Origin of the sequence: Rhizobium sp. WYCCWR 11152 (assembly GCF_013087615.1) — a bacterium.
Classification (GTDB): Bacteria; Pseudomonadota; Alphaproteobacteria; order Rhizobiales; family Rhizobiaceae; genus Rhizobium; species Rhizobium indicum.
In genome coordinates this window covers 317,925-343,448 of record NZ_JABFCP010000003.1, presented here as the reverse complement: position 1 = coordinate 343,448, position 25,524 = coordinate 317,925, and the positions used below count along the sequence as shown (strand labels likewise).

The 25,524-nt window shown below is 62.2% G+C and carries 18 protein-coding genes and 1 pseudogene; 4 read left to right on the top strand and 15 right to left on the bottom strand.

Annotation, left to right across the window (positions count from 1 at the left end):
• The first annotated feature begins 65 nt into the window (after positions 1-65).
• Positions 66-1,994 (top strand): PAS domain-containing sensor histidine kinase, encoded by a 1,929-nt coding sequence (locus tag G9X67_RS04060; protein ID WP_171598149.1) that lies wholly within the window; start codon positions 66-68, stop codon positions 1,992-1,994.
• Here G9X67_RS04060 and G9X67_RS04055 read toward each other — a convergent pair.
• Genes G9X67_RS04055 through cyoA form a run of 5 tightly spaced genes read right to left on the bottom strand, consistent with a single transcriptional unit; the run spans position 1,989 to position 7,011 of the window.
• Positions 1,989-2,777 carry an SURF1 family protein gene (locus G9X67_RS04055; RefSeq protein WP_171598148.1) on the bottom strand — a complete coding sequence of 263 codons (789 nt, stop codon included), beginning with the start codon at positions 2,775-2,777 and terminating at the stop codon, positions 1,989-1,991. The two genes, G9X67_RS04060 and G9X67_RS04055, sit on opposite strands and share 6 nt — an antisense overlap.
• Positions 2,774-3,175 carry a cytochrome o ubiquinol oxidase subunit IV gene (gene cyoD / locus G9X67_RS04050; protein ID WP_129419331.1) on the bottom strand — a complete coding sequence of 134 codons (402 nt, stop codon included), beginning with the start codon at positions 3,173-3,175 and terminating at the stop codon, positions 2,774-2,776. Before cyoD ends, G9X67_RS04055 begins: the two co-directional genes overlap by 4 nt.
• Complete coding sequence (cyoC, locus tag G9X67_RS04045; RefSeq protein ID WP_028756183.1) at positions 3,172-3,792, bottom strand: cytochrome o ubiquinol oxidase subunit III; 621 nt, start codon at positions 3,790-3,792, stop codon at positions 3,172-3,174. The genes cyoD and cyoC overlap by 4 nt, the downstream gene beginning before the upstream one ends.
• 6 nt (positions 3,793-3,798) lie before the next feature.
• Positions 3,799-5,802 carry a cytochrome o ubiquinol oxidase subunit I gene (gene cyoB / locus G9X67_RS04040; protein WP_171598147.1) on the bottom strand — a complete coding sequence of 668 codons (2,004 nt, stop codon included), beginning with the start codon at positions 5,800-5,802 and terminating at the stop codon, positions 3,799-3,801.
• A gap of 42 nt (positions 5,803-5,844) precedes the next feature.
• Positions 5,845-7,011 carry a ubiquinol oxidase subunit II gene (cyoA, locus tag G9X67_RS04035; RefSeq protein WP_171598146.1) on the bottom strand — a complete coding sequence of 389 codons (1,167 nt, stop codon included), beginning with the start codon at positions 7,009-7,011 and terminating at the stop codon, positions 5,845-5,847.
• A 379-nt stretch (positions 7,012-7,390) separates the two neighbouring features.
• On the opposite strand from cyoA, the gene G9X67_RS04030 reads away from it, so the two are divergent.
• On the top strand, positions 7,391-8,722 hold the full coding sequence (locus G9X67_RS04030; protein WP_138389793.1) for an MFS transporter: 1,332 nt from the start codon (positions 7,391-7,393) through the stop codon (positions 8,720-8,722).
• A gap of 38 nt (positions 8,723-8,760) precedes the next feature.
• Positions 8,761-8,955: pseudogene (locus G9X67_RS04025) on the top strand (hypothetical protein); the annotation flags it as partial.
• Between the two features lie 35 nt (positions 8,956-8,990).
• Here G9X67_RS04025 and G9X67_RS04020 read toward each other — a convergent pair.
• The 10 genes from G9X67_RS04020 to G9X67_RS03975 form a co-directional block, all read right to left on the bottom strand.
• The gene (locus G9X67_RS04020) at positions 8,991-9,458 is read right to left on the bottom strand and encodes a cyclic nucleotide-binding domain-containing protein (RefSeq protein WP_029872144.1); all 468 of its coding nucleotides are present in this window, start codon (positions 9,456-9,458) and stop codon (positions 8,991-8,993) included.
• Positions 9,459-9,560: 102 nt separating this feature from the next.
• The gene (locus G9X67_RS04015; RefSeq protein WP_138331567.1) at positions 9,561-12,275 is read right to left on the bottom strand and encodes an ABC transporter transmembrane domain-containing protein; all 2,715 of its coding nucleotides are present in this window, start codon (positions 12,273-12,275) and stop codon (positions 9,561-9,563) included.
• A gap of 182 nt (positions 12,276-12,457) precedes the next feature.
• Positions 12,458-13,603 carry a glycosyltransferase gene (locus G9X67_RS04010; protein WP_246705357.1) on the bottom strand — a complete coding sequence of 382 codons (1,146 nt, stop codon included), beginning with the start codon at positions 13,601-13,603 and terminating at the stop codon, positions 12,458-12,460.
• Positions 13,600-14,847, bottom strand: coding sequence for a glycosyltransferase (locus G9X67_RS04005; RefSeq protein WP_171598144.1), 1,248 nt, complete (start codon positions 14,845-14,847; stop codon positions 13,600-13,602). The genes G9X67_RS04010 and G9X67_RS04005 overlap by 4 nt, the downstream gene beginning before the upstream one ends.
• 9 nt (positions 14,848-14,856) lie before the next feature.
• Positions 14,857-16,065 carry a glycosyltransferase family protein gene (locus tag G9X67_RS04000; protein ID WP_138389790.1) on the bottom strand — a complete coding sequence of 403 codons (1,209 nt, stop codon included), beginning with the start codon at positions 16,063-16,065 and terminating at the stop codon, positions 14,857-14,859.
• A gap of 96 nt (positions 16,066-16,161) precedes the next feature.
• Entirely contained in the window at positions 16,162-17,334 is a 1,173-nt protein-coding gene (locus G9X67_RS03995) for an ABC transporter permease (protein WP_164067319.1), read from the bottom strand.
• Positions 17,334-18,332, bottom strand: a complete 999-nt coding sequence (locus G9X67_RS03990; RefSeq protein ID WP_003548391.1) for an ABC transporter permease — start codon at positions 18,330-18,332, stop codon at positions 17,334-17,336. The genes G9X67_RS03995 and G9X67_RS03990 overlap by 1 nt, the downstream gene beginning before the upstream one ends.
• A 3-nt stretch (positions 18,333-18,335) precedes the next feature.
• The gene (locus G9X67_RS03985) at positions 18,336-20,243 is read right to left on the bottom strand and encodes an ABC transporter substrate-binding protein (protein WP_171598143.1); all 1,908 of its coding nucleotides are present in this window, start codon (positions 20,241-20,243) and stop codon (positions 18,336-18,338) included.
• The gene (locus G9X67_RS03980) at positions 20,243-22,132 is read right to left on the bottom strand and encodes an ABC transporter ATP-binding protein (protein ID WP_138331573.1); all 1,890 of its coding nucleotides are present in this window, start codon (positions 22,130-22,132) and stop codon (positions 20,243-20,245) included. The genes G9X67_RS03985 and G9X67_RS03980 overlap by 1 nt, the downstream gene beginning before the upstream one ends.
• 154 nt (positions 22,133-22,286) lie before the next feature.
• Positions 22,287-23,630, bottom strand: coding sequence for an adenylate/guanylate cyclase domain-containing protein (locus G9X67_RS03975; protein ID WP_138389788.1), 1,344 nt, complete (start codon positions 23,628-23,630; stop codon positions 22,287-22,289).
• A 455-nt stretch (positions 23,631-24,085) separates the two neighbouring features.
• On the opposite strand from G9X67_RS03975, the gene G9X67_RS03970 reads away from it, so the two are divergent.
• Positions 24,086-25,423 (top strand): nucleotide sugar dehydrogenase, encoded by a 1,338-nt coding sequence (locus tag G9X67_RS03970; RefSeq protein WP_138389787.1) that lies wholly within the window; start codon positions 24,086-24,088, stop codon positions 25,421-25,423.
• Positions 25,424-25,524: the final 101 nt, after the last annotated feature.

The window sequence follows — 25,524 nt, the reverse complement described above, 5'->3', positions numbered from 1 at the left end:
TCGGGCCGTTTCGGAACCATCCGCCCCCTGCTGCGTTATAAAGCGCTGGTGAATCCGAGGGGCCGATGGAAGTGCTGAATCGACATGACACGTCTCTTGACGAAGAGGGACGCTTTCGCCTTCTGGTCGATGCCATCACCGACTACGCTATCTATATGCTGAGCCCCGAAGGCATCGTCACCAGCTGGAATACTGGCGCCCAGCGCTTTAAAGGTTACAAGCCTTCTGAAATTCTCGGCGAGCATTTTTCCCGTTTCTATCTGGAAGAGGACCGCGCTGCGGGAATGCCGGCGCGCGCGCTCGCCACGGCGGCGGAGCAGGGCCGGTTCGAGGGGGAAGGCTGGCGCCAGCGCAAGGATGGAAGCCGCTTCTGGGCGCATGTGATCATCGATCCGATCCGTCGTCCCTCCGGCGAGCTCATCGGCTATGCCAAGATCACCCGCGACCTGACCGAACGCAGAGCAGCTGAACAGACTATCCGCCAGAGCGAGGAACAGTTCCGCCGGCTCGTTCAGGGCGTCTCGGACTATGCGATCTACATGCTCGATCCCCACGGCCATGTCAGCAGTTGGAATTTCGGCGCCGAGCGTATCAAGGGCTATCGACCGCAAGAAATCATCGGCCGGCATTTCTCGACCTTCTATACCCCCGAGGACCGCGAAGCCGGCGTGCCGGAGACCGCGCTCGGCATTGCGCGCGCCGAGGGCCGGTTCGAAAAGGAAGGCTGGCGCGTCCGCAAGGACGGCACCCGTTTTTGGGCCAGCATCGTCATCGACGTCATTCGGGGCGACGACGGCGATGTGCTCGGTTTCGCGAAGATCACCCGCGATATCACCGAGAAGATGGAGACCCAGCGGGCACTGGAGCAGGCGCGCGAAGAGCTCTTCCAGTCGCAGAAGATGGAGGCGATCGGTCAATTGACCGGCGGTATCGCCCATGATTTCAACAATCTTTTGATGGCTGTCCTCGGCAGTCTCGAAATCCTGAAGAAACGCATGCCGCAGGATCTCTCGCTGACATCGCTTGTTGATAATGCCATGCAGGGTGCCCAGCGAGGCGCGGCGTTGACGCAGCGAATGCTGGCCTTTTCCCGCCGGCAGGAACTGCACATGGAGCCGATCGACGTCTCCGGACTGGTCCGTGGCATGATGGATATTCTGAGCCGTTCGCTCGGCCCGCTCACCGTGATCGAGACCTCGTTCCCCGTCAGGCTGCCGACGATCATGACCGATCCGAACCAGCTGGAGATGGCGATCCTGAACCTCGTCGTCAACGCCCGCGATGCGATGCCATCCGGCGGCCGGATCGCGCTTCGCGCTTCCGAGGAATCGGTGCCGTCAGGCAAGAGTCCGCTGCCGCCCGGCCGCTATGTGCGCATCGCGGTGGTCGATGAAGGCGAAGGCATGGATGCAAAGACGGTGGAGCAAGCAATCACGCCGTTCTTCACCACCAAGGGTATCGGCAAAGGCACCGGTCTCGGCCTTTCCATGGTTCAGGGCCTTGCGTCCCAGTCCGGCGGCCGCCTCATCCTGAAGAGCAGCCTTGGCCAAGGCACGACGGCCGAATTGTGGTTCCCGGTCGTCATTGCCGAGCAGGTGACCGCGGTAGCTGCAGACCTGCCGCAACGCGAGGAAAACGCGCCGCGTCGGCTGCGCATCGTCGCCGTCGATGACGATGGTCTGGTGCTGATGAATACGACACTGATGCTCGAGGATCTCGGCCATACCGTATTCGAGGCGATGGCGGGTTCCGAGGCGCTCGACATCCTGCGCAAGCAGCAGGTCGATCTGGTGATTTGCGACCATGCCATGCCGCGCATGACGGGCGCGCAGCTCGCCCAGGCGATCCGCGACGAATGGCCTGATATGCCGATCATCCTCGCAACCGGTTACGCCGAAATCCCCGAAGGGGCAGGCATCGTCGATCTGCCCCGCCTGGGCAAACCCTTCTCGCAGGCGCAGCTCGCCGAGGCGATCAGCCGGATCGCTTCATAAGCGGCGTCGGCTATCCCTCTCACCGCGAAGAATGAACACCAGCAATGCCAGCACCATTGCCGCCAGGGCGTACCAGGTGATCGCGTAGACGAGATGGTTGTTGGGGAAAGCGATGACGGTCAGGCCGCCGACAGGCAGGCCTCCCGGATTGGCAGCCGCATCGGCGTCGATGAAATAGGGCGCGATCGCACCGATGCCGCGCTTTTGCGCGATCGCTGCGACATCGCGCGAATACCAGCGGTCGGCGGCGACGTCATTGGATTGCAGCAGCGATCCCTTCGGCTCCGTCATCCGCATCAGCCCGGTGATCTCGACCCGGCCGGATAGTTCACCCTCGCGGCGCGAGGCCGGGTCGCGCCGGTCGGTCGGCACGAAACCACGATTGATGAGGATTGATGTCCCGTCGGCAAGCGTCAGCGGCGCCAACACCCAATATCCCGGTCCCAGCGCGGTTGAGGCATAGACCAGCGTTTCCTTGTCGTTGGCCAGCATCCCGGCCGCGGTCACCCGCCGATATTCGTCATCAGTGGCATTGACCTGGTCCCAGTCGGCGCGCGCCGGGGCCGGCACGGGTGACGCATGCACACGCTGGTCGACGCGGGCGATGAGGTCGCGTTTCCAAGCCAACCGCTCGACCTGCCAGGTGCCGAGTGCGGAAAGTGCCGCGGCAAGCAGCACCAGGCAGCCGGCGAAGATCGCGCGTTTGACCTGATAATGCCGTCTTTCCGATTTTTCCGAGGGAGCCTGCGGATGACGCTGCCGCCGCCCCTTCGTGACCGTCACGGCATGTTCTTCATCATCTCGGGGCTCATCGGCATCATGTTGGTGTTGAGATGATGCATGACCCAGAGCGAACCGGAGAGCGCGATGGCGACGATGATGAGGGTGAAGATCAGCGCCATGATCGTCCAGCCGCCCTCGCTCCTGGTATTCATGTGCAGGAAGAAGACCATGTGGACGACGATCTGGATTGCACCCAGGCCCATCACCAGAACCGCCGTCAGCGTCGGGCTGGCGAAGACGCCTGACATGACCAGCCAGAAGGGAATGGCGGTCAGGATGACGGAGAGCACGAAGCCCGTCATGTAGCTGCGGAACGTGCCATGGCCGGCCTGATGGCCGTGGCTGTGGCCGTGATGAGCCTCGTGGGCGTCCTCATGTGCAGGTGCTTGCGAACTCATCCGAGAACTCCCAACAGATAGACGAAGGAAAAGACGCCGATCCAGACGACGTCGAGGAAGTGCCAGAACATCGAAAGGCACATCAGGCGGCGGCGGTTGGCCTCGATCAGCCCATGCATCGATACCTGCACCATCAGCGTGATCAGCCAGATGATGCCGAAGGTGACGTGCAGACCGTGCGTGCCGACCAGGGTGAAGAAGGAGGAGAGGAAGGCGCTGCGCGTCGGCCCGGCGCCTTCATGGATCAGGTGGATGAACTCGTAGAGCTCGAGCCCGATGAAAGCCGCGCCGAACAGGCCGGTCACACCAAGCCAGAACAGCGTTTCCGCCTTTGCGTTCCGCTCCATCTGCAGCATCGCGAAGCCGTAGGTGATCGAGGAGAAGAGCAGCATCGAGGTGTTGAGGGCAACGATCGGTAGATCGAAGAGATCGGCCGGTGACGGGCCGGCGGCATAATTGCGGCCGAGCACGCCATGCGTTGCAAACAGCACCGCGAAGATCAGGCAGTCGCTCATCAGGTACAGCCAGAAACCGAGATTGGTGCTGTTCTCCGGATGATGATCTTCCGTCAGGTAGAATTCAGGCTTTTCGGCCGTGTCGATGGTGTGATCGCTCATGGTCTCTTACACCTGCTCGGCAAGCAGCGCGGTGCGCTTGCCTTCCGTTTCGGTTACCTCTTCGGCGGGGATGTAGAAGTCACGTCTGTAGTTGAAGGTATGGCCGATCGCCACAGCCAGCATGGCGACGAAGGAGACGACGACCAGCCACCACATGTACCAGATCAGGCCGAAGGCGAGTGCGATACTGATGCCCGACAGGATCGCGCCGGTGCCAGTGTTCTTCGGCATGTGGATCGGCCGGAAACCTTCCAGCGGACGCGCGTAACCGCGGTTCTTCATGTCGTACCAGCCGTCATGATCGTGCACGACAGGCGTCAAGGCGAAGTTGTATTCCGGCGGCGGCGAGGAGGTCGACCATTCCAGCGTACGGCCATCCCAGGGATCGCCGCTGTCGTCGCGCAATTCCTCGCGCCTCATGAAGCTGACGACGATCTGGATCAGGAAGGCGGCAATGCCAAGCGCAATCAGGCCGACGCCGAAAGCGGCGATGATGAACCAGATCTGTATCGACGGGTCCTCGAACTGGCTCATGCGGCGGGTGACGCCCATCAGACCCAGCACGTAGAGCGGCATGAAGGCGAACCAGAAGCCGATCTGCCAGAACCAGAAGCTCACCTTGCCCCAGAAGGGATCGAGCTTGAAGCCGAACGCCTTCGGGAACCAGTAGTTCACGCCGGCGAACATGCCGAAGAGAACGCCGCCGATGATGACGTTGTGAAAGTGAGCGATGAGGAACAGCGAATTGTGCAGCACGAAGTCGGCAGGCGGCACGGCAAGCATGACGCCGGTCATGCCGCCGATGACGAAGGTCACCATGAAGCCTACCGTCCACAGCATCGGCACCTCATAGCGGATGCGGCCGCGATACATGGTGAAGAGCCAGTTGAACATCTTCGCCCCCGTCGGGATCGAGATGATCATCGTGGTGATGCCGAAGAAGGAGTTGACGCTGGCGCCTGAGCCCATGGTGAAGAAGTGGTGCAGCCAGACGATGTAGGACAGGATCATGATCACGCAGGTCGCGTAGACCATCGAGGCGTAGCCGAACAGGCGTTTGCCGGAGAAGGTGGCGACGACTTCCGAGAAGATGCCGAAGGCCGGCAGCACGAGGATGTAGACCTCCGGATGACCCCAGATCCAGATGAGGTTGATGTACATCATCGGATTGCCGCCGAGGTCGTTGGTAAAGAAGTTCGTGCCGGCATAGCGGTCGAGCGACAACAGGGCGAGCGTTGCCGTCAGGATCGGGAATGAGGCGACGATCAGCACGTTGGTGCAAAGCGCCGTCCAGGTGAAGACCGGCATCTTCATGAAGGTCATGCCCGGCGCACGCATCTTGACGATGGTGGCGATCAGGTTGATGCCCGAAAGCGTCGTTCCCACACCGGCCACCTGCAGGCCCCAGATATAATAGTCGACGCCGACGCCCGGACTGTAGGCCGCGCCCGACAGCGGCGGGTAGGCGAGCCAGCCGGTCTGGGCGAATTCGCCGATGAACAGCGACAGCATGATGATGATCGCGCCGGCGGTGGTCATCCAGAAAGAGAAGTTGTTGAGGAAGGGGAAGGAGACGTCGCGCGCGCCGATCTGCAACGGCACCACGAAGTTCATCAAACCGGTGACGAAGGGCATCGCCACGAAGAAGATCATGATGACGCCGTGAGCGGTGAAGATCTGGTCGTAATGGTGCGGCGGCAGGTAGCCCTCCGAACCGTTGAAGGCGATCGCCTGCTGGATGCGCATCAGGATCGCGTCGGAGAAGCCGCGCAACAGCATGATGACGGCCAGGATCACATACATGATGCCGATCTTCTTGTGATCGACGCTGCAGATCCAGTCCCGCCAGAGCGGGGCCCAGAACTTGAAATAGGTGATGATGCCGAGCAACGCGATGGCGCCGATGACGACGCCGATGAAGGTCACGACCAGGATCGGCTCGTGATAAGGGATGGCATCGAGGGTCAACCGGCCGAAGACGAACTTCAGGAGGTCTGGATTGGAAAACATGGAACAACCCGTTCATTATGTCTTGCGACGCAAAGCGCCAGGTTAATTGTTGTTGTTGAGCTGCGCCGGCGCCGGATCGGCGCCATTGCTCATGCCAGGCATGGAATGACCCTGATGTTGCATGTCAGTTCCGGGCATGTCGTGCTGCATGGTGTTGCCGTCGGTACGCTCGGCGGGCTCGCTTCGCGCCGGAGCCCCTGTCGCCGGCACGGTGGCGGCGGGCGCCACGATGCCTTCGTCGGCATAACGGTTGTCATATTGCAGCTTTTCGCGGTTCTCGGCACTTTCCTTGCCGCCGCCGCCCATCATGTCGATGTGCATCATCTCGTTCATGCACATCTTGCCGGGCGTGGCGCACATGTTGAGGATGGCGTTGTAAAGGTCGGCATCGGCGCCGGCATAATAACGCACCGGCTCCTTCTCGCTCGGCTTCTCGAGCTTGAGATAGGCGTCGCGGTTGAGCATCGTGCCCTGCTGCTTGACCTGCGCCGCCCAGGCGTCGAAGCCCGCCTGGTCGAGGCCGTGGAACTTGAAGCGCATGTGCGAGAAGCCGCTTCCGCTGTAATTGGCGGAGAAGCCCTCATATTCGCCTTGCTTGTTGATCACGGCGTGCAGCTTCGTCTCCATGCCGGGCATCGCATAGATCTGGCCGGCTAGCGCCGGGATATAGAAGGAGTTCATCACCGAGGAGGCGGTGATCTTGAAATTGATCGGCACGTCGACCGGGGCAGCGAGTTCGTTGACGGTGGCGATGCCGAGTTCGGGATAGAAGAACAGCCACTTCCAGTCGAGCGCCACCACCTCGACGATCAGCGGCTTGGTATTGGCCGGAATGGCGCGCTCCGCATCGAGGCGGTCGAGCGGGCGGTAGGGATCGAGCTTATGGGTGGAAATCCAGGTGACGGCGCCAAGCGCGATGATGATCGCAAGCGGTGCTGCCCAGATCACGATTTCGAGGCGGGTCGAATGGTGCCATTCCGGCGCATAGGTGGCAGCCGTATTGGAGCGGCGGTAGCGCCAGGCGAAGAACAGCGTCAGGAAGATCACCGGGATGATGATCAAAAGCATCAGCACCGTCGAGATGACGATGAGATCGCGCTGTTGCGCGGCGATGTCGCCGGAGGGCGCCATGACCACCATGTTGCATCCTGCCAGGAAAAGCAGCGGCAAGACGGATAGAAGGCGGGAAAACTTCACCAGTTTTAGCACGTCTCTAAGCTCTTGTTGTTTCGTTCGTTCCGCGACTAACGCACTGAACCGGATAGCGACATGAGGTGTTTGGTCGCAGTGCAGCAATCATGCCGCACTGCGGCACAAATCATGGTGCACTACAGCTTTGGAATCCTGATGAATTCAAGAAGGATTCTTTGGCCAGCGCTGTTTCAAATCAATATATCCGCAAGAGGCGGCCAAGCCAGCGTCTCCCGGGAAAAATCGCCGGGCCAATCACGCTATTTTTTCCGCCCAGGCCTCATTTTGAGCCGTGATGATGAACTATTTACGTCTTACGGACTTGATAAGCCTGCGGGTTTGATCAAGATCAGGCTGAGGCGCCTTGGCGAAAGCGCTTCATCGAGGGAGGCGTTTCATGGCTACAACATCGCATTACGGACCGTCATCGTCGTCGCTGGAACGCGACGCGCGGCGCATTCATGACGACAAGCCGGTTTCGCCGGGTAGTATCGCCATCGGCGTGGTGATCGGCCGCATGTCGGAATTCTTCGATTTCTTCGTCTATGGCCTTGCCTCGGTTCTGGTCTTTCCACAGCTGGTCTTCCCCTTCGCGCCGGACAGGCTGACGGGAACGCTCTATTCCTTCGCCATCTTCTCGCTTGCCTTCCTGGCCCGCCCCGTCGGCTCCGTCGTCTTCATGACGATCGACCGGCTGTATGGGCGCGGCACCAAGCTGACGATCGCGCTTTTCCTGCTCGGCGGCTCCACGGCCTCGATCGCCTTCCTGCCGGGTTACAACGAGATCGGCGTGTGGTCGATCGCATTGCTGGCGCTCTTCCGTCTTGGCCAGGGCTTCGCGCTTGGCGGCGCCTGGGACGGCCTTGCCTCGCTGCTCGCGCTCAACGCGCCGGCCAAGCACCGCGGCTGGTATGCGATGATCCCGCAGCTCGGAGCGCCGATCGGTTTTGCGCTGGCCAGTACCCTGTTCGGCTATTTCGTCGCCAATCTTTCCAGTGAGGATTTCCTCTCCTGGGGCTGGCGTTATCCCTTCTTCGTCGCCTTCGCGATCAACGTCGTGGCGCTGTTTGCGCGGTTGCGTCTCGTGATGACCAAGGAGTTCGGCACGCTGCTGGAGCAGCACGAGCTGGAAGCAGCCCCCATCCTTGACGTGCTGCGCGTTCATGGCCGCGACATCCTGATCGGCGCCTTCGTGCCGCTCGCGAGTTTTGCCATGTTCCACCTCGTCACCATCTTCCCGCTCGGCTGGATGAGCCTCTATGGCAACCAGCCGATCGGCGCCTTCATGGTGGTGCAGGTGATCGGCGCCGCAGTCGGCATCCTCACGATCATCGCCTCGGGCCTGATCGCCGACCGTATCGGCCGGCGCGCCCAGCTTGCCATCTGCGCCGTCATCATCGCTGTCTTCAGCTTTATCGGGCCGAGCCTGATCGCATCCGGCAACAGCGGCCATGACGCTTTCGTCATCATCGGCTTCGGCGTGCTCGGCCTTTCCTTCGGCCAGGCGACCGGCTCGATCTCGTCCCGCTTCGGCCGCGGCTACCGCTACACGGGTGCCGCCTTCACCTCGGATCTGGCCTGGTTGATCGGCGCGGGTTTCGCGCCACTGGTGGCGCTCAGCCTTTCCAGCCGCTTCGGCCTGACCTTCGTCGGCTACTACCTGCTTTCCGGCGCTGTCTGCACGCTGGCAGCACTTGCCTTCAGCAGGGCGCTGGAGCAGCGCGAATAGGACTTTGCGAGGAAGCCATGCCCGGGAGAGAAGTGGGACCGGATCGTGCAGAGGCTTTGCGGCGAACTCACGAGGCGGCGGCATACGAGGGATGGTTTCTCGAACGGGTCGAGGAAGCAATCCGGGAAGCCAATGATCCGAACGCTGTCTGGATCCCGCATGAAGTCATTAAGGGAGAGATGGCGCGCGAGCGTGCCGAGTTGCTTGCCTTGCTCAAGGATGAGGCCAAGTGAGGATCGTTTGGCCACCCAAATCCTATAGCTGAATCCTACTGCGCCATCTGCGGTTGTTTCGCCGCCCGGGCCGCGGTCAGTTCCGCCGTGGTATGGTTCAGGCGGTCGGCCAGCACCCGCATGATTTCCACGGCCATCTCGGGGAAATCGCTGAGCAGCTTCAGAAAGTGTTCCTTGCTGATGCGCAGCACTTCGAGCGGCGAGGTGGCGCGCACCGTTGCCGTGCGCGAGACATCGCAGAGGATGGCGATTTCGCCGACGATGGAATTGGGTTCGACGTCGGCGACCTTGATCTCGCCCGCCGGCGAGTCGACGACGATATCGGCGGTACCCGAGAGGATGACATAGGCGGCATCACCGACATCGCCCTGATGAAAGAGGTTCTGCCCGGCCTTGTAGGTCATGCGATCGGAGGTAAAGGCTAAAAGCTTGAGCTTTGCTGGCGCGATCCTTGAAAAGATCGGCACCCTTCGCAGCATTTCGACTTCGTCTCTCAACAGCATGAGCGTTTCAATCCCCTGACGCAGGGTCCGCAGGACCAGGCATCTTCAAACTCCGAGGCGTTCCCCATCGGGAACACCCACCATCGCCGCCCCTATAGAATATTACGATAACAGTTCCTTGAACATCCCGTTTTTCTCGGAAAGTTCCGGATAGTTTCCGGCTTCCGCCAATCCGCCGCGGTCGAAGAGCAGGATGCGGTCGAACATCTCTGCCAGCCGGGCATTGGAGAGCACCCAGATGATCGCCGGCCGATGCCCTTCTTCGTGCAGGCCTTCGATGATGTTGCGGGTGATCTGATCCTGAAGGCGCTGGTCAAGCGCCGACAGCGGCCGATTGAAGATGAAATAGTCCGAGCGCTTCAACAGCGCGCGGGCCAGGTTCAGCTTCTGCCGCTGCACCATGGTCAGTCGCTTGCCGCCGGAGCCGACGTCGAATTCGAGACCGATCGACAGCACGTCGTCATAAAGATCGAGCGCATCGAAGAGTTCGCCCATGATGCCGCGGATGCGGTCGGAGGCGTCGGCCTGCTGATAGGCGATACGGCCGAAGAGCACATTGTCCATCAGGCTTGCCGACGGGGTGAAACGCTCGGCGTCGTAGCGCTCGATCAGCTCGGCGAGATCGGCCGGAATATGCTCGTGGAACTGCTTGCGGGCGCTGACGATCTTGTCCATGAGCTCGTCGGTCAGCAAGCCGAAGCGATGGCGCGGCTCGATATAGGCGAAACTCAGCCGGATGATGGCCGAACGTTCCTCTGGCGTGGCGTCCTCGAAGCGGCGGCTTTGCAGCTTCTGCAGCAGCGCCTGATAGGTCGGGATGTCGTCCGCCGTCATGAAGGTCAGCTGCTGGAAGAATGGATGGTCCGGCGGCAGGTCGTGGAAGAGTTCCACCGCATTCTCGGCGATCTCGAGGCCCATGGCGTAGAGATCGGTGCTGAGGCCTGTCTCACGGAAGAGCTGCTGGAAATAGGGATGCGCGGCAAGCCTGCGGTTGGTCATCAACGGCCGCTTCATCGTGCCGAAGAGCAGGTTCTCGCCGACCGTCGCCTGGCCGTTATAGGCATCGAAATCGAAAGGCACGACGATCGTGTCGAGCCCCTCGTCGCGCAGCCGGTCCCTAAGCGAGGCGCGTAGCGCCACGACATGGTCGCCGAGCGCCACATGCACGTCAGTGTTGACGGTCGAGCGCAGCGCCAGATCGAGGATGTCCTGCGAGATCAGGACGGCGTCGAGCACCGGGCGGATCGCTTTCAGAATGTCCTCGGGCCCGCTGGCGCCGGCGGCCTTGTAGTCCACCCAGTCGCTGTTGAGGTCGAGCGTCGGATTGCCGGCCTTCTCCGCCTCGGCGGAATGCCATTTATACTCCAGCGCTTCCCGCTCGTCGTAAACCGGATCGGTCATCGGCGCATGTTTCAGGCCGTAGAGCAGATTGCTGGCGAGCGTGCCGTGGAAGAAGAAGGTGTCGGACGAGGCATAGGAGATCCGACGGCCGGTGATCGATTCCGGCATGTCGAGGAGATCGCGGCCGTCGATGGTGATGCGGCCGGAGTCCGGCCAGACCATGCGGCCGAGCGCTTCGGCGAAGGCTTCCGCGCCGCTGCCGTTCGGCCCGACGATCGCCACCGTCTCGTTCGGCTTGATCTCGACGGAGACGTGGTCGACGAGGCGGGCGCCGCTGTCGTCGGAGAGCGACAGGTTGGTGACGACGAACGCGCCCGTCAGCGCGCCGACCGGGGCGGTTGCGAGTTCCTGGATGCGGCTGTCGATCAGCGGCTCGACATTGAACTGCTCGTAGACCTGCTGGTACTTCACCTGCACGTCCTGGCGCATCTGGTCCCAGTCGATCAGTTCCTTCAGCGGGCCGGGCAGGTCCTTGTAGGCTGATATGACGGCGACGAGCTGTCCGATGTCGAGCCGGCCCTGCAGCGCCAGGTAGCCGCCGATCGCATAGAACAGGAAGGGCGTGACCTGGGCGAGGAAGTTGTTGATGAACTTCACCAGGAACTTCCACTGGTAAAGGTCGTAGCGGATCGAGAAGATGCGGCCGAGCCGCGAGGCGATGTCGGCGCGTTCGAGGTTGGATGTGTCGTTGCCGTGGATCGTGCCGATGCCCTCGACGATTTCGCCGACCCGGCCGGAGAGCTCGCGGGCCGTCAGCTGCCGCTGGCGGCCGAGATCCAGCAGGCGCTTGCGCATGCGGGGAATGACGATCGCCTGCACACCGACGATGCCGGCGGCGATCATACCGAGCCAGAAATTCTGGACGATGATGAAGGCGAGCGCCGTGATCGCCTGGCCGCCGAGAAGGGCAGGGGAGACGAAGGCATCACCGGTGAAGCCGCCCATCGGCTCCACCTCGTCCTTGATCATGGTGGCGATTTCGGCCGATTTCACCCGCTTGAAGTGAATGGGCGGAAAGCGCAGCACCCGGTCGATCAGCTCGAAGCGGATACGGCGCAGCATGCGCTCGCCGAGCCGGCCCTTATAGGTGTTGATGTAAAACTTGAAGAGGCCGTTCAGCACCACCAGCGCCAGAAACACCAGGCTGAGGGCCATCAGCATCTGGAAACGGTTGAGCTGCAACCCTTGAAAGAACTCGACATGGCCGATCAGCGGCAGGTCGTAGGCAATATGCATGAAGGTCTGCGTCGCGCCCGGACCTTCGAAGCCGTCACCCTGGATCGGTCCGTTGACGATCTGCTTCGGCAGGTCGAAGGACAGGAAGTAGGGCACCATCGATGCGGCGACGACAGCCAGAATCCACAGCTGCTGCAGCCGCGTGTTCTTCCAGATGTAGCGGGCGAGGCTTTTTTCCATGGCTAACCGTCAGCTTGCTGGGAAATTCCGGGGGCGCGATCCGGGCGCCGGGACGGGAAGGAATTTTGAGAACAGGATCATGCAGCCGGACCGCCGATATCGCAATGAAAACAAGGCGAAGCGACCGGCTGCAAAAATGCCGATTCTCGCCGGAACATTGCTTATATCACAGGAATTTTGGATTAGGCGAGGGATTCGGCAATCATGGAGCGAATGATGAGGGCGGTTTTCTCCGCCCCGTCGAGGTCGAGCAAGACCGGCCCCCGTGGCTGTGCGGCGAGTGCCTTTTCGACCGCCTCTTTCACATGGCCCGCCGTCAGTCCGTTTTCCGGCAGGATATCGGCGAGGCCGAGCGCCTGCAGCCGTTCGGCGCGCACCGTCTGCTCGGTCTCGCCGCCGGCGACGAAGGGGATGAGGATCGCCCGGCATTCGGTGCGCAAGAGATCGCCGACCGTGTTGTAGCCTGCCTGCGAGATCGACACCTTGGCGCCGCGCAGCAGCGAGGGAAAATCCCTGCGGAAACGCACCAGCGTCACATTCGGGGCCGCGTCCTCAGACAGCGCGGCGAAATCGGCCTCCGGCAGGTTCGGGCCGGCGACCAGCAGCCAGCGAAGATTGTCCGGTAGCAGCGTTGCCGCCTCTTTGGCCGCTCCGATCAACGCGGCGCCGACCGCGCCACCGCCCGCCGATGCGATGATGTCGAATGTTTCGGCGGGTTCCGGCGCCGGCGGGGCTGCGACGAGGCCGGTATAGCGCAGCCTGTCGGCGATCTCTGACGTCAGCGGGAAGGTGTCCTCGAGCCTGACGAAACCGGGATCGCCGTGGACGAGCACGGCATCGAAATGGTCCTTGACCAGCGTGACGGTCTCCGCGTCGCGGCCGGCCTTGCGGTTTTCCTGCAGGATGTCGCGCACCGAGCTTATGAGTTTCGGCCGCGGTTCGGCCTTGTCGATGGCCTCGAGCAAAGGCAGCAGTTCGAAGCGCATCTGTCGCCGGCCGAAGGGGAAGGCTTCGGTGATGACGACATCCGGCCTTGCGGCATGGAAGGCATCGAGTAGCAGCTGGCGGCGGGCATGGAGGAAATCCTCGCCGGCCGGCCGGCCATCGGCATCGGCGAGGCCGGAGAAACCGGCATTGTTGGCGACGACCGCCGGCAAGGCTACGGTCTTCACGCCTTCGCCGGGAAAGCCCGGCACCGGCAGGCCGCCGGTCACGACAGTCACGTCAAAACCGTCCTTGACCAAGGCATTGGCGATGCGGCTGGCGCGGGCTATGTGGCCGATGCCGAGCAGATGCTGGACATAGAAGAAAATACGCGGTGCCGTCATGACGCCTTCTGCCATTCGGCCTCGAACAGGCCGGTGAGCTGTCTGATGCTGGAGTGATAGTCGAAATATTCGCGCACCTGGCTTTCGGCGGCGTCGCCGAGGCGCTTGCGCAGCGCCGGGTCGCGGATCGCCGCCTGCAGCGCGCTGGCCAGCAGTGCCGGGTCCTCCGGCGGCACGACGAGGCCGTTTTCACCGTTCTTCAGGAGCTCCGGCACGCCGGACACGTCGGTCGAGAGGCAGACGAGCCGCTGGCTCGAGGCTTCGACCAGGACGTTCGGCAGGCCGTCGCGGTCGCCGTTGGCGGCGATGCGGCAGGCAAGCGCGAAGAGGTCGGCGCGGCGGTAATGATCGAGCACGTCTTCCTGCGCCATGGCGCCCTTCCAGACGATGCGGCCGGAAATGCCGAGTTCGGTGGCCAGCGCCTTCAGTTTCGCAAGCTCCTCGCCGCCGCCGATATGGTCCATGCGCCAGTGAAGGTCGGGGGGCAACAGCGCCAGCGCGTGCAGCAGCACGTCGTAACCCTTCTTCTCGACGGCGCGGCCGACGCTGAGGATGAAGGCCGGATCGTCGGGGTCGCTGCCGGTGCGGTCCGAACGCTCGCCGGCAAAATGGCCGAAGCGGGCGAGATCGAGACCGTGGTAACTCAAGTGCACGGCCTCCCTGCGTGACGTCAGCGTCCGCATATGGTCGTAGCCCATCCTGGTGCAGGTGACGGTCCAGCGGGCGCTGCCGAGTTTCTCGTTCAGCTCCCAGTCGGGCGACGTCCAAATGTCCTTGGCGTGCGCCGAGCAGGTCCAGGGCGTGTCCGTGAGGATGCTTGCATATTCCGTCACCGAGGCCGGCGTGTGGATGAAATGCGCATGCAGCCATTCACCCTCGTCCGGCCATTCGCGGCCCAGCACCAGCGCCTGGCCGAGACGGCGGAAGCGGTTGCGGGAGATGTCGCGCTTGAGGTCGGCGAGGAAGCGTTTCATCAGCGCCTTGAAGCCGGGTTTGGAGAAACCAGCGATGAGGCCCTTCAGCACGCGGATCGGCTCCTCGTGCAGATATTCCGGCAGATAGACGACACGCGCCCGGATCTCGTCATGCACAGGATGGCGCTTCTTGTCGGTCGGCCGGCGCATCGAAATCAGCGTCAGGTCGAAGCCGGCCTTTTCGAGGCCGAGCAGCTCCTGGGCGATGAAGGTTTCCGAAAGGCGGGGATAGCCTTTCAGCACGACGAGGATCTTGCGGCGTGGCGGCAAGGCTGTGCCCTATTCCGCGCCGACGAGGGAAAGGTGGCTGCCGCGGCCGTCGATCCACCGGCCGACGGTCTGCGAGATATGGTCCAGTCCTTCGAGACGCATATTGCCGCCGCTCTTCGACGGTGGCTGGCGGGAGGGCAGGCGCTTCAGCGCCTCGGCCATGATTGTGGGGTCGACCGACTGTTCCGGCAGCAGCATGTCGACGAGGCCGAGTTCGCTTGCCCGCTGGGCGCGCAGCAGCTGTTCCTCGCGCGGCTTGACACGCGGCACGATGAGGGCCGGTTTGTCGAAGGAGAGGATCTCGCAATAGGTGTTGTAGCCACCCATGGCGACGACGCCGGTGGCGCTGTCGATCAGCTCTTCCATGTGATTGTCGAACTCGATCACCTCGATATAGGGAATGGCTTCCCCCTTCTGCACCAGCTTGGCGCGCTCGGCGGCCGGCATATAGGGCCCGAGCACCACGAGCGCCTTCTGCGTCAGCGTCGGATCGGCCTCGTAGGCGTTCATGACGTCGTGGACGAGATCGGAGCCGTCGCCGCCGCCGCCTGTGGTGACGAGGATGTAATTATCCTTGCGGGCGTTGATCGACGTCTTGCCCCTGGAGACGCTGCGTTGCAGGAAGCCGACGAAATCCATCTTCCGGCGCAGGCTTTGCGGCACGTCAAGGCCGATCAGCGGATCGTAGAATTCCGGCGGACCGTAGACCCAGACGCTGTCGTAATACTGGTCGATCTTCTGCATGATGCTGTTTTTCTTCCACTCGGCCTCGAGCAGATGCGGCGCGTCCATGATCTCGCGCAGGCCGAGCACCAGAACGGTGCCGCGGGCCTTGAGATAGGCAAGCGTATCCTCGACCTCGCCCTTCAGTCCCATCGGTTCCTTGTCGACGATGAAGATATCGGGCTGGAAGGTCTCGGCCGTGTGGCGAATGCTCGATTCGCGCATCTTCAGCGTCTCGTGCAGGTCGATATGGCTGGCGAGCGACGTATATTCACCGTTGCGGAGCTTGATGACGCTCGGGATCTTCACGAAGTCGACACGGGCGCGGTAGTCGAAGGCGCCGGCGATCGTGGCACCCGAAATGATCAGAATATTGAGGCCGCGATAATCCTCGACCAGCGCATGGGCGATGGCGCGACAGCGGCGCAGATGGCCGAGACCGAAAGTATCGTGGCTGTACATGAGGATGCGCGCATCTTCGAGACGTCTGGACATGGGCATCCCTTCTGGGCTCAGCAACATATTTAGTACCCCCACCGTCCGGAGGCCAAGAGGTGGGGGCGGTGCCGTGATGCGCCGCCGCGTTTCCTGCTATTTGTAGGGATCTGCCGCATCACGCAAGCCGTCTCCCAGAAAGTTGAACGCCAAAATGACAAGAACAACAGGAATGATCGGATAGAGCAGCCATGGATAGAAGGCGATGACGCTGACGCTTTTTGCCTCGGTCAGCAGAATGCCCCAGCTGGTGATCGGCGGACGAAGGCCGAGGCCGAGGAAGGAGAGCGCGGTCTCTCCAAGGATCATGCCGGGGATCGAAATCGTCGCCGAAGCAATGAGATGCGACATGAAGCCCGGCACCAGGTGCCGGCCGATGATGCGTGGCGTGCTGGCACCCATCAGCTGTGCGGCCTGGACATAATCCTCCTCGCGCAGCGCCAGGAGTTTGGAGCGCACGGCACGCGCGAGCCCCGTCCAGTCGATGATGCCGAGGATGACGGTGATGCCGAAATAGATGACGATCGGGCTCCACGTTACCGGCATGATGGCGGCCAGCGCCATCCAGAGCGGCAGGCTCGGCAGCGATTGCAGCACTTCGATCAGGCGCTGGACGATGAGATCGAAAATGCCGCCACGATAACCGGCAAGGCCGCCAATGACGATACCGAGCACGAAGCTGATCGAAATGCCGATCAGACCGATGGTCAGCGATATCCGCGCGCCGTAGAGGATGCGCGAGAGCACGTCACGGCCGAGCCGGTCGGTGCCGAGCAGGAACATCTGCCCGCCGATCGCCGGGCAGACGAGATGATAGTTCGAGGCAACAACGCCCCAGAATTTGTAGGCATCGCCGCGGCAGAAGAATCGGATTGGCTGCACGTCGTTCGGCCTATCCGTATAGACACGATGCAGCGTGTCGAGATCGAGCGTCATGCTGCGGCCGTAAACGAAGGGACCGACGAAGCTGCCCTTGTCGAAGAAGTGGATGGGTTGCGGCGGCGCGTGGATGAAATCGACATTGCGCGTGTGCAGGCCGTAGGGCGCCAGGAACTCGACGATCAGGATCATCAGGTAGACGACGGCGAGAAAGATGCCGGAGATCAAGGCCAGCTTGTGCTGCTTGAATTTCCACCACATCAGCTGCTTCTGCGAGGCGAGATGAATGCGCGATTGCGCCGCCGTCATCGATTCGGTCGCAAGGGGATCGAAAGGCGCGGTCGAGACGTAATGCGGCAGCGGCGCGCCGGGTGCGGGAAGGGGCGACATTATTTGGTGCTCCTGCCTTGCAGACGGATGCGGGGATCGAGGAAGCCGAGCGCGATGTCGGAGATCAGCACGCCGATGACGTTGAGGAAGGCCAGGAACATCAGGAAGGAACCGGCGAGATACATGTCCTGGCTCTGCAGCGCCTTGATGAGCATCGGCCCCGTCGTTTCCAGCGACAGCACGATCGCGACGATCTCGGCGCCCGAGATGATCGACGGCAGGATCGAGCCGATATCGGCGACGAAGAAGTTGAGCGCCATGCGCAGCGGATATTTGACCAGCGCCTTCAGCGGCGGCAGGCCCTTGGCACGGGCGGTGACGACATACTGCTTCTGCATCTCGTCGAGCAGGTTGGCACGCAGCCGCCGGATCATGCCGGCCGTGCCGGCCGTGCCGACGATGATCACAGGGATCCACAGGTGAGAGAGGATCGACCGCGCCTTCTCCCAGCTCATCGGCGCCGAGATATATTGCTGGTCCATCAGATGGCCGATCGAGATGCCGAACCAGATATTGGCGAAATACATCAGGATCAGCGCCAGCATGAAGTTCGGAATGGCGATGCCGAGCAGGCCGAGGAACGTCAGCCCGTAATCACCCCAACTGTACTGGTGCGTGGCCGAATAGATGCCGATCGGAAAGGCGATCAGCCAGGTGAGCAGGATCGTCGTGAAGGAGACGAGCATCGTCAGCCAGAGGCGATCGCCGACCACGTCGGAGACCGGCAGCTGATATTCGAAGGAATAGCCGAAATCGCCGTGCAGCATGCCGCCGACCCAGTAGAAATAACGCACGATCTCCGGCTTGTCGAAGCCGTATTGCTGGCGCATCTCCTCGATTTCCTGGAGGTTGGCGGTCTCGCCGGAGGCACGCAGCTCGGCGATCTGGCTCTCGAAGAAGTCGCCGGGCGGCAGCTCGATAATCGTGAAAACCAGCGCCGAAATGACGAAGAGCGTCGGCACCATGGCGGCGATGCGCCAGAGAATGTATCTGAGCACGCCTCAGGCCTCCTTGTACCAGAATGCATCCGGCATGTAGACGCCGAGATAGGAGGTGGGATCGAAGCCGTAGAGCGCTCTCTCCGGCAGGTTCTGCAGCTTGGCAGCGCGAAGGATCGGCTGCAGCGTGCTGTTGATGAGGCCGATCGAGAATACCTGCTGCGTATAGAGCGACAGCATCTTGTGCCAGATCACCTGGCGCTCCTCGAATTTCGCCGTCGAGCCCCATTGGCTGAGCAGGTTGACCAGCTCGGCTGCCTCCGGCAGGTCGGGTGCGACCCCCTCCTGGCCGGCGGAGAGGTAATGCATGCCCCAGAGCGGCCATTGCAACTGATCGTCGAGTGTCGGCGCAAGGCCGGCCGGCGACATGTCGGCCGTCGGGACGCCATTGTCGAGGCCGTACCAGATCGACATCATGATCGAACCGCTCATGGCGCGATTGCGGAAGACATCGCGCTGCGAGGTCCGGGTATAGAGCGCCAGGCCGATATTGGCCCAGTGATCTCGCACCAGTTCCAGCACGTCGGTGTCGAGATTGCTCTCGCCGGCGGTCTCGACGGTGATCTCGGCGCGACGCCCGTCCGGCAGCAGCCGAATGCCGTCGTCACCGCGTTTGGTCAAGCCGAGTTCGTCGAGCAGGCGGTTGGCCTCGTCGGGATCGAACTTCACGAAGGCATCGGCATATTCCTGCTTGAAGAGCGGGCTATCGGGCAGGACGGTATCGGCGCTTGGCGTGCCGAGGCCGTAGAAGGCGACCATGTTGACCTCGTGCCGGTCGATCGCCAACGACAAAGCGCGGCGCAGGCGGACGTCGCGGAAAAGGCCGCGCCACACTTCGTCAGCACAGTTGAGGTTCGGCAGCAGCGTGATGCGCGAGCCGCGCGCGAGCTTCCAGAGATTGACCTTCACCGGGAAGCGCTTCTCGGCCTCCTTCAGGAAGGTGTAGTCGTTGAAATCGATGCCGGTCACCTGCAGGTCGGCTTCGCCTGCCCCCGCCTTGGCGGCGATGATCGATGAGGAGGAGACGTTGAGGATGAAGCGGTCGAGATAGGGTAGCTGCCTGCCGGTCTCGTCGATGCGGTGGAAGAACGGGTTGCGCTCGAAGACGAACTGCTCGGACGGCAGCGGCGTCGTATTGCGCCAGGGATCGAGCGTCGGCAGGTTCGGATTTTCCGGACGGTAGGAACGCGCCATCTTGATGTGCAGATCCTGCCATTTCTTGACGCGGTAGGTCTTCATCAGCTCGTCCATCTTCGCTTGGTCCGGCTGGAATTTCTTGTGGAACTGCTTGAGATAATGACCAGGGCCGAAGATGACGAGCGGCTGCGGGCCTGCCAGCGTCGGCAGGAACATCGGGTTGGGTTTTTCCCAGGTGTAGCGCACGGTCAGCGGATCGAGCATCTCGAAGCGCGGCAGGCTGCCGTGCGGACGAAGCTCTAGCGCGCCGCCGCCGGGCGTCAGCTTGTCGTTCAGGATGACGTCTTCCCACCAGTAGCGGAAATCGTCAGCCGTAAACGGCTGGCCGTCGGACCATTTATGGCCCTCGCGCAGTGTGAAGGTGAAGACCGTGTCGTCCTCGGACTGGAAACCGGCCAGGATGTCCGGCTGGAACTGCAGGTGCTTGTTGTAGCCGACCAGGCGGGCATAGCCGTAGATCGTCATGAAGCGGATGTCGCGCTGGCTGCCGATGATGGTGCGCACCGTGCCGCCGTAGGCACCGGGTTCGAGCCCCATCTCCTTCAGATTGACGATACGCGGGCGGACGGGAATGCGCTCCGCCATCGGCGGCAGGCTGCCTGATGTCAGCCGCTCCTTCAGGAATTCCGGCTCGCCGACCTGTCCGGCGCGAAGCACCGCGGGCGCGATCGCCGCGCCGACGAGGCCGCCGAGAAAAATGCGACGCGTCACCATCAGCGCAACTCCTTGGCATCGGCGCCTTTGCGGGCGCGCACCAGATGGCCGTCGCCGAGGTCGGCATAGGCAAGTTCGGAAGCGTCGTCATGCTCGGCGGTGAAGGTCGCGCCCCAGTTCTGCTTGTCGGCGGCGCCGTTTTCCCTGAGCGCCTTGAAATCGAGCGGCCGGTCGAGATCGGGGAAGGGGACGGCGGCGAGCAGCGATTTCGTATAGGGGTGCACCGGATCGCGCAGGATGATCTCGCGCGGCGCGATCTCGACGATGCGGCCCTTGCACATCACCGCGATGCGGTCGGCCATGTAATCGACGACGGCGAGATTGTGCGAAATGAACAGATAAGTAAGCCCCAGCTCTTTCTGCAGGTCCTTCAACAGGTTGAGGATCTGCGCCTGCACGGAGACGTCAAGCGCCGAGACCGGCTCGTCGAGGATGACGAGCTTCGGGCCGAGCGCGAGCGCCCGCGCGATACCGATGCGCTGGCGCTGGCCGCCCGAAAAACTGTGCGGGTAACGGCTGAGATAACGCTTGTCGAGGCCGATTGCCGCCATCAGCCCTTCGACCTTGCGTTTGCGCTCGTCGCTGTCGCCGCGGTCATGGATTTCCAGCGGTTCACTCAGGATGTTGCGCACCGTCATGCGCGGCGAGAGCGAGGAGACCGGGTCCTGGAACACCATCTGGATCTTGGTCCGCATGTCCTGCAGTTCGGCGCCTTTGACGGAGAGGACGTCGACGACCTCCTTGCCGTCGTTGAACACCACTGCGCCGCTGTCCGGCGTGATGGCGCGCATCAGGATCTTGCTGAGCGTCGTCTTGCCGCAGCCGGACTCGCCCACCAGGCCCAGACATTCGCCGCGGCGGATGTCGAAGCTGACGTCGTCGACGGCGCGCAGGACGGTGGCTTCATGCTTGCCGAAGAAACTGCGCTTGCGCGTCTTGTAGGTCTTCGAGAGATTGGCGACGGAAAGCAGGATGCCCGGCGCCTCTGCCTGGAGCGGCTTCTTCTTGCCGACGAGGGACTCGAGATTGACCGTTACCTCCCGCAGCGCTTTCAGCCGCTCGCCGGGTTTCATGTCGAAATGCGGGACGGCGGCCATCAGGCCTTTGAGATAGGGATGCTGCGGATTGCGGAAGATATCCTCGACCGGTCCTGCTTCCATGATCTCGCCGTGATAGATGACGACCACCTCGTCGGCCATGTTGGCGACGATGCCGAGATCGTGGGTGATGAGCAGCATCGCCATGCCGAGCTTGGCCTGCAGCTCGCGGAGCAGTTCGAGGATCTGCGCCTGGATCGTCACGTCGAGCGCAGTCGTCGGCTCGTCGGCGATCAAGAGCGCCGGCTTGCAGATCAGCGCCATGGCGATCATCGCGCGCTGGCGCATGCCGCCGGACAGTTCGAACGGATACATGTCGTAGGTGCGATGTGGATTGGAGAAGCCGACCAGCCCAAGCATCTCCTCGGTCTTTTCACGGGCTTCCTGCTTGTCGGCTTCGGTATGGATCAGCAGCACTTCGCTGATCTGATTGCCGATCGTATGGAGCGGCGACAGCGAGGTCATCGGCTCCTGGAAGATCGTCGCCATGCGGCGGCCGCGCAGGTCGCGCATTTCCTCGCTGTCGCGCGGAAAGGACAGGATATCGGTCGTGCTGCCGTCGAGCGGATCGGTGAACAGGATGCTGCCCGAGGCCTTGGCCGGATTGGGCAGGATGCCCATGATCGACTGGCTGATCACCGATTTTCCGGAGCCGGATTCACCGACGAGAGCGGTGACCTTGCCCGGAAGAATGCGAAGATTGGCTTGCTTTACGACGCGTAGCCGGTCACCGAAAACCGAGAAGGAGACGTCGAGATTTTCAATACGCAACAGATCCGCTGCAGACGCCATACCAATGAAATTCCCCAGTCTTCTATGTTCCCGTTAAGGCACACTAGCGTACCGCAAACGGGGTGTCTAGCTGATGACAATCATAGATAAACCAGCATGTCCCGCCGAAGTTCCCCGGGCGAGACGCGCAGATTCTGACTGGGGTTCTGAGCTCTTACTGGATGAATTTCTCCATGCTGGTGCGCTCGACCTGTTTCTTGGCGTCACGATGCAGGAGAATGACCTGCTCGGCTTCTGAAAGTCCGTTCTGCACGGCCTCGCGGAAGCTCTCGTCGACGTTGATCGCCGGCGCCGGCGCGCGCGGCTGCAGCACCGTCACCTTCTGGCGGATGCCGCGCAGCTTCTCTTCGCCGAGCGTCGTCCATTCGCCGCCGCAATAGCCGGCGAAGGCCTGGCTGGCGACGACCTCGCGGCCGTATTTCTTGGTCAGGATCTGCAGGCGTTGCACCTCGTTGACCGCCGAGCCGAAGGCGGAGAAGGTCAGGCGGTCCTTGAGGCCGACATTGCCGAACATGACGTTGCCGACATGCAGGCCGATGCCGTAGCCGACCCTGGTCAGGCCCTTCTGCTCGCGGTCCCTGTTGAGCTCGGCAACCCGCGCCTGCGCCTGATGGACGGCCGAAAGAGCCGCCTCGCAGGCAATTTTCGATGGGTCCTTATGGCGTCCACAGGGATAGACGGCGAGAAAGCCGTCGCCGAGGAAACTCAGGATCTCGCCGCCATTGCGGTTGAAGGGGGCGGCGATCGCGTCGAAGAACTGGTTCAGCGTGTCGATATAGGCCTGCCGGCCTTCCTTTTCGGCATAGACGGTGGATTCGCGCATGTCGCCCATGACAAGGGCCGCGCGGATCGTCTCACCGTCGCCCCGGCGGATCTGGCCGTTCAGCACCCGCTTGCCGGCGTCGCCACCAAGATAGGTGGTCAGCATGTTGTTGGCGAGCTTGCCGAGCACGGCCATCTTGGCGGCGACCGCCAGATGGTTCTGCATCCTGAGCAGCGCGTCGATCATGTCGTCGGAAAAGCCGGTGTGATGGTCGGTCGACCAGGAGCCCATCATGCCCTGCACCGAGCCGTCGCCGAAGGGCTGCACGAAGGCGAGATAGTCGGTGATGCTGTCCTTGCGCAGGTCCTCGAAAATCGGGAACTCGTTCGGCCCATCCTGCATCAGCCGGCGGCGGATGTGCTGCAGATTGTTGTCGAGCAGGTAATAATAAGGGCTCTGCAGGAAGCGGTCCGGCTTCTGCCCGGCGGGCATGCGGAAGCCCTCGATGGTGACGCCGCTGGCGCGCCGCCAGGTGAAGCTCAGCGCATCGTAGAGCGGGTGCAGCATCGAGAAGGAAAGATGCACGCGCGCAAGTGGCAGGCCCGCAGCAGTGAGCCTTTCGCAGAAACCGCGGACGATGTTTTCAAGCTCGTCTCCGGCCAGCGAAGAGTTCGTCAGCCATTCAGCGACCCGGTCCAACAGGATGGAGGACACGCTGGATTCGATCGTGCTCATTCTCGGTATGATCCTCATAAGGCACGCCATCCCCAAGAGCCAAAAGTCCCCCGGCCGGCACATTTTCATGCGCAGGTCACAAGGAAATCAGGATGTACGAGCGGTATTATTGTGTCAACGATCTGCCGAAAGCCCGGCAGCGGCGCCCCTCAGTTCCCCCATAGCGGGATCGGACGGGTAGTCCTTTCGCGGTGGTTCATTATCAAAAGTCAAAATAGGGATGCTGCAAATGCGAAACAATGGGATGCGCATTTTTTTGTGCGCTCAAGTTGCAGCGAAGGGAGCGGCCTTAGTCATTTCGGCCACACCCGGTCGGCCACACCCGATAAGCATCGCAAGGGGTCGCGGCCCTGTTTTTCAGCTCCTGTCGTACGCGGAGAGACGGGGCCTGGGTTTAATTTGCCTGGAGCATGCATTAGATCAGCTTTCCCTGTTCCCGTTCGAAAGATCCCGCCTTGGCCATCTCCCCCTTCGATACGCTTTTGCAGAAGATCGAAACCCGCGCGGCCCGTGCCGGCATCATCGGCCTCGGTTATGTCGGCCTGCCGCTGGCGATGGCGGTGGCGCGTAGCGGCTTTGCCGTCACCGGCTTCGACATCGATCCCGGGAAGATGGTGGCTCTCGATGCCCGCCGCTCCTATATCGACGCGGTGAGCGACGCGGCGTTGTCGGCCGAGATCGATGCGGGACGCTTCAAGGCGACGACCGATTTCGCCGGCCTTGGCGAGTGCGACGTCATCATCATCTGCGTGCCGACGCCGCTGACCAAGCATCGCGATCCCGATCTTTCCTTCGTCGAGGCGACGTCGCGCTCGATCGCCGCGCATTTGCGCCCCGGTCAGCTCGTCGTGCTGGAATCGACCACCTATCCCGGCACGACCGACGACGTGGTGAAGGTCATTCTCGAAGGCACCGGGCTGAAATCCCGCTCGGACTTTTTCGTTGGCTTCTCGCCGGAGCGCGAGGATCCCGGCAACCAGCATTATCATACCGCCACCATCCCCAAGGTCGTCGCCGGCGACGGGCCCGAGGCGCTGGCGCTGATGAAGGCTTTCTATGGCGCGGCGGTATCATCCGTCGTTCCGGTCTCGTCGAATGCCACGGCCGAGGCCGTGAAGCTCACCGAAAACATCTTCCGCTCGGTCAACATCGCCCTCGTCAACGAGCTGAAGACCGTCTATGCGGCCATGGGCATCGACGTCTGGGAAGTGATCGACGCGGCCAAGACCAAGCCCTTCGGCTACATGCCCTTCTATCCCGGCCCCGGCCTTGGCGGCCATTGCATCCCGATTGATCCTTTCTACCTCACCTGGAAATCGCGCGAATACGAGCTGCCGACCCGCTTCATCGAGCTCGCCGGCGAGATCAATTCGGCAATGCCGCGTTACGTCGTCGGCAAGCTCGCCGAAGCACTCGACATCCGCGCCGGCAAGGCGCTGAGCCGCAGCAAGGTGCTGGTGCTCGGGCTTGCCTACAAGAAGAACGTCGCCGATATTCGCGAAAGCCCGTCGCTGCGGTTGATCGAGATCATCGAGGAGCGTGGCGGACACGCGGATTATCATGATCCCTTCGTCGCCGAGATCCCGCCGACGCGCGAATACCAGGCGCTGAAGGGCCGCAAATCGGTGGCGCTGACGCCTGATACCATTGCCGGCTACGATGCTGTGCTGGTCGCGACCGATCACGACAGGGTGGATTATGCGGCGCTCGCAAAAAGTGCCTCGTTGATCGTCGACACGCGCAACGTCTTCAACCGGCTCGGCCTTTCGGCCGATCACGTCATCAAGGCATGACGGAAACGTTGCTGCATTATGCGGCAACTCAAAGTGCTACGGCCTCTTATACTGATCCGCGCGGCTTCTTGTTGTTAAGGCAGGCTTCATCCCCGCGCTTT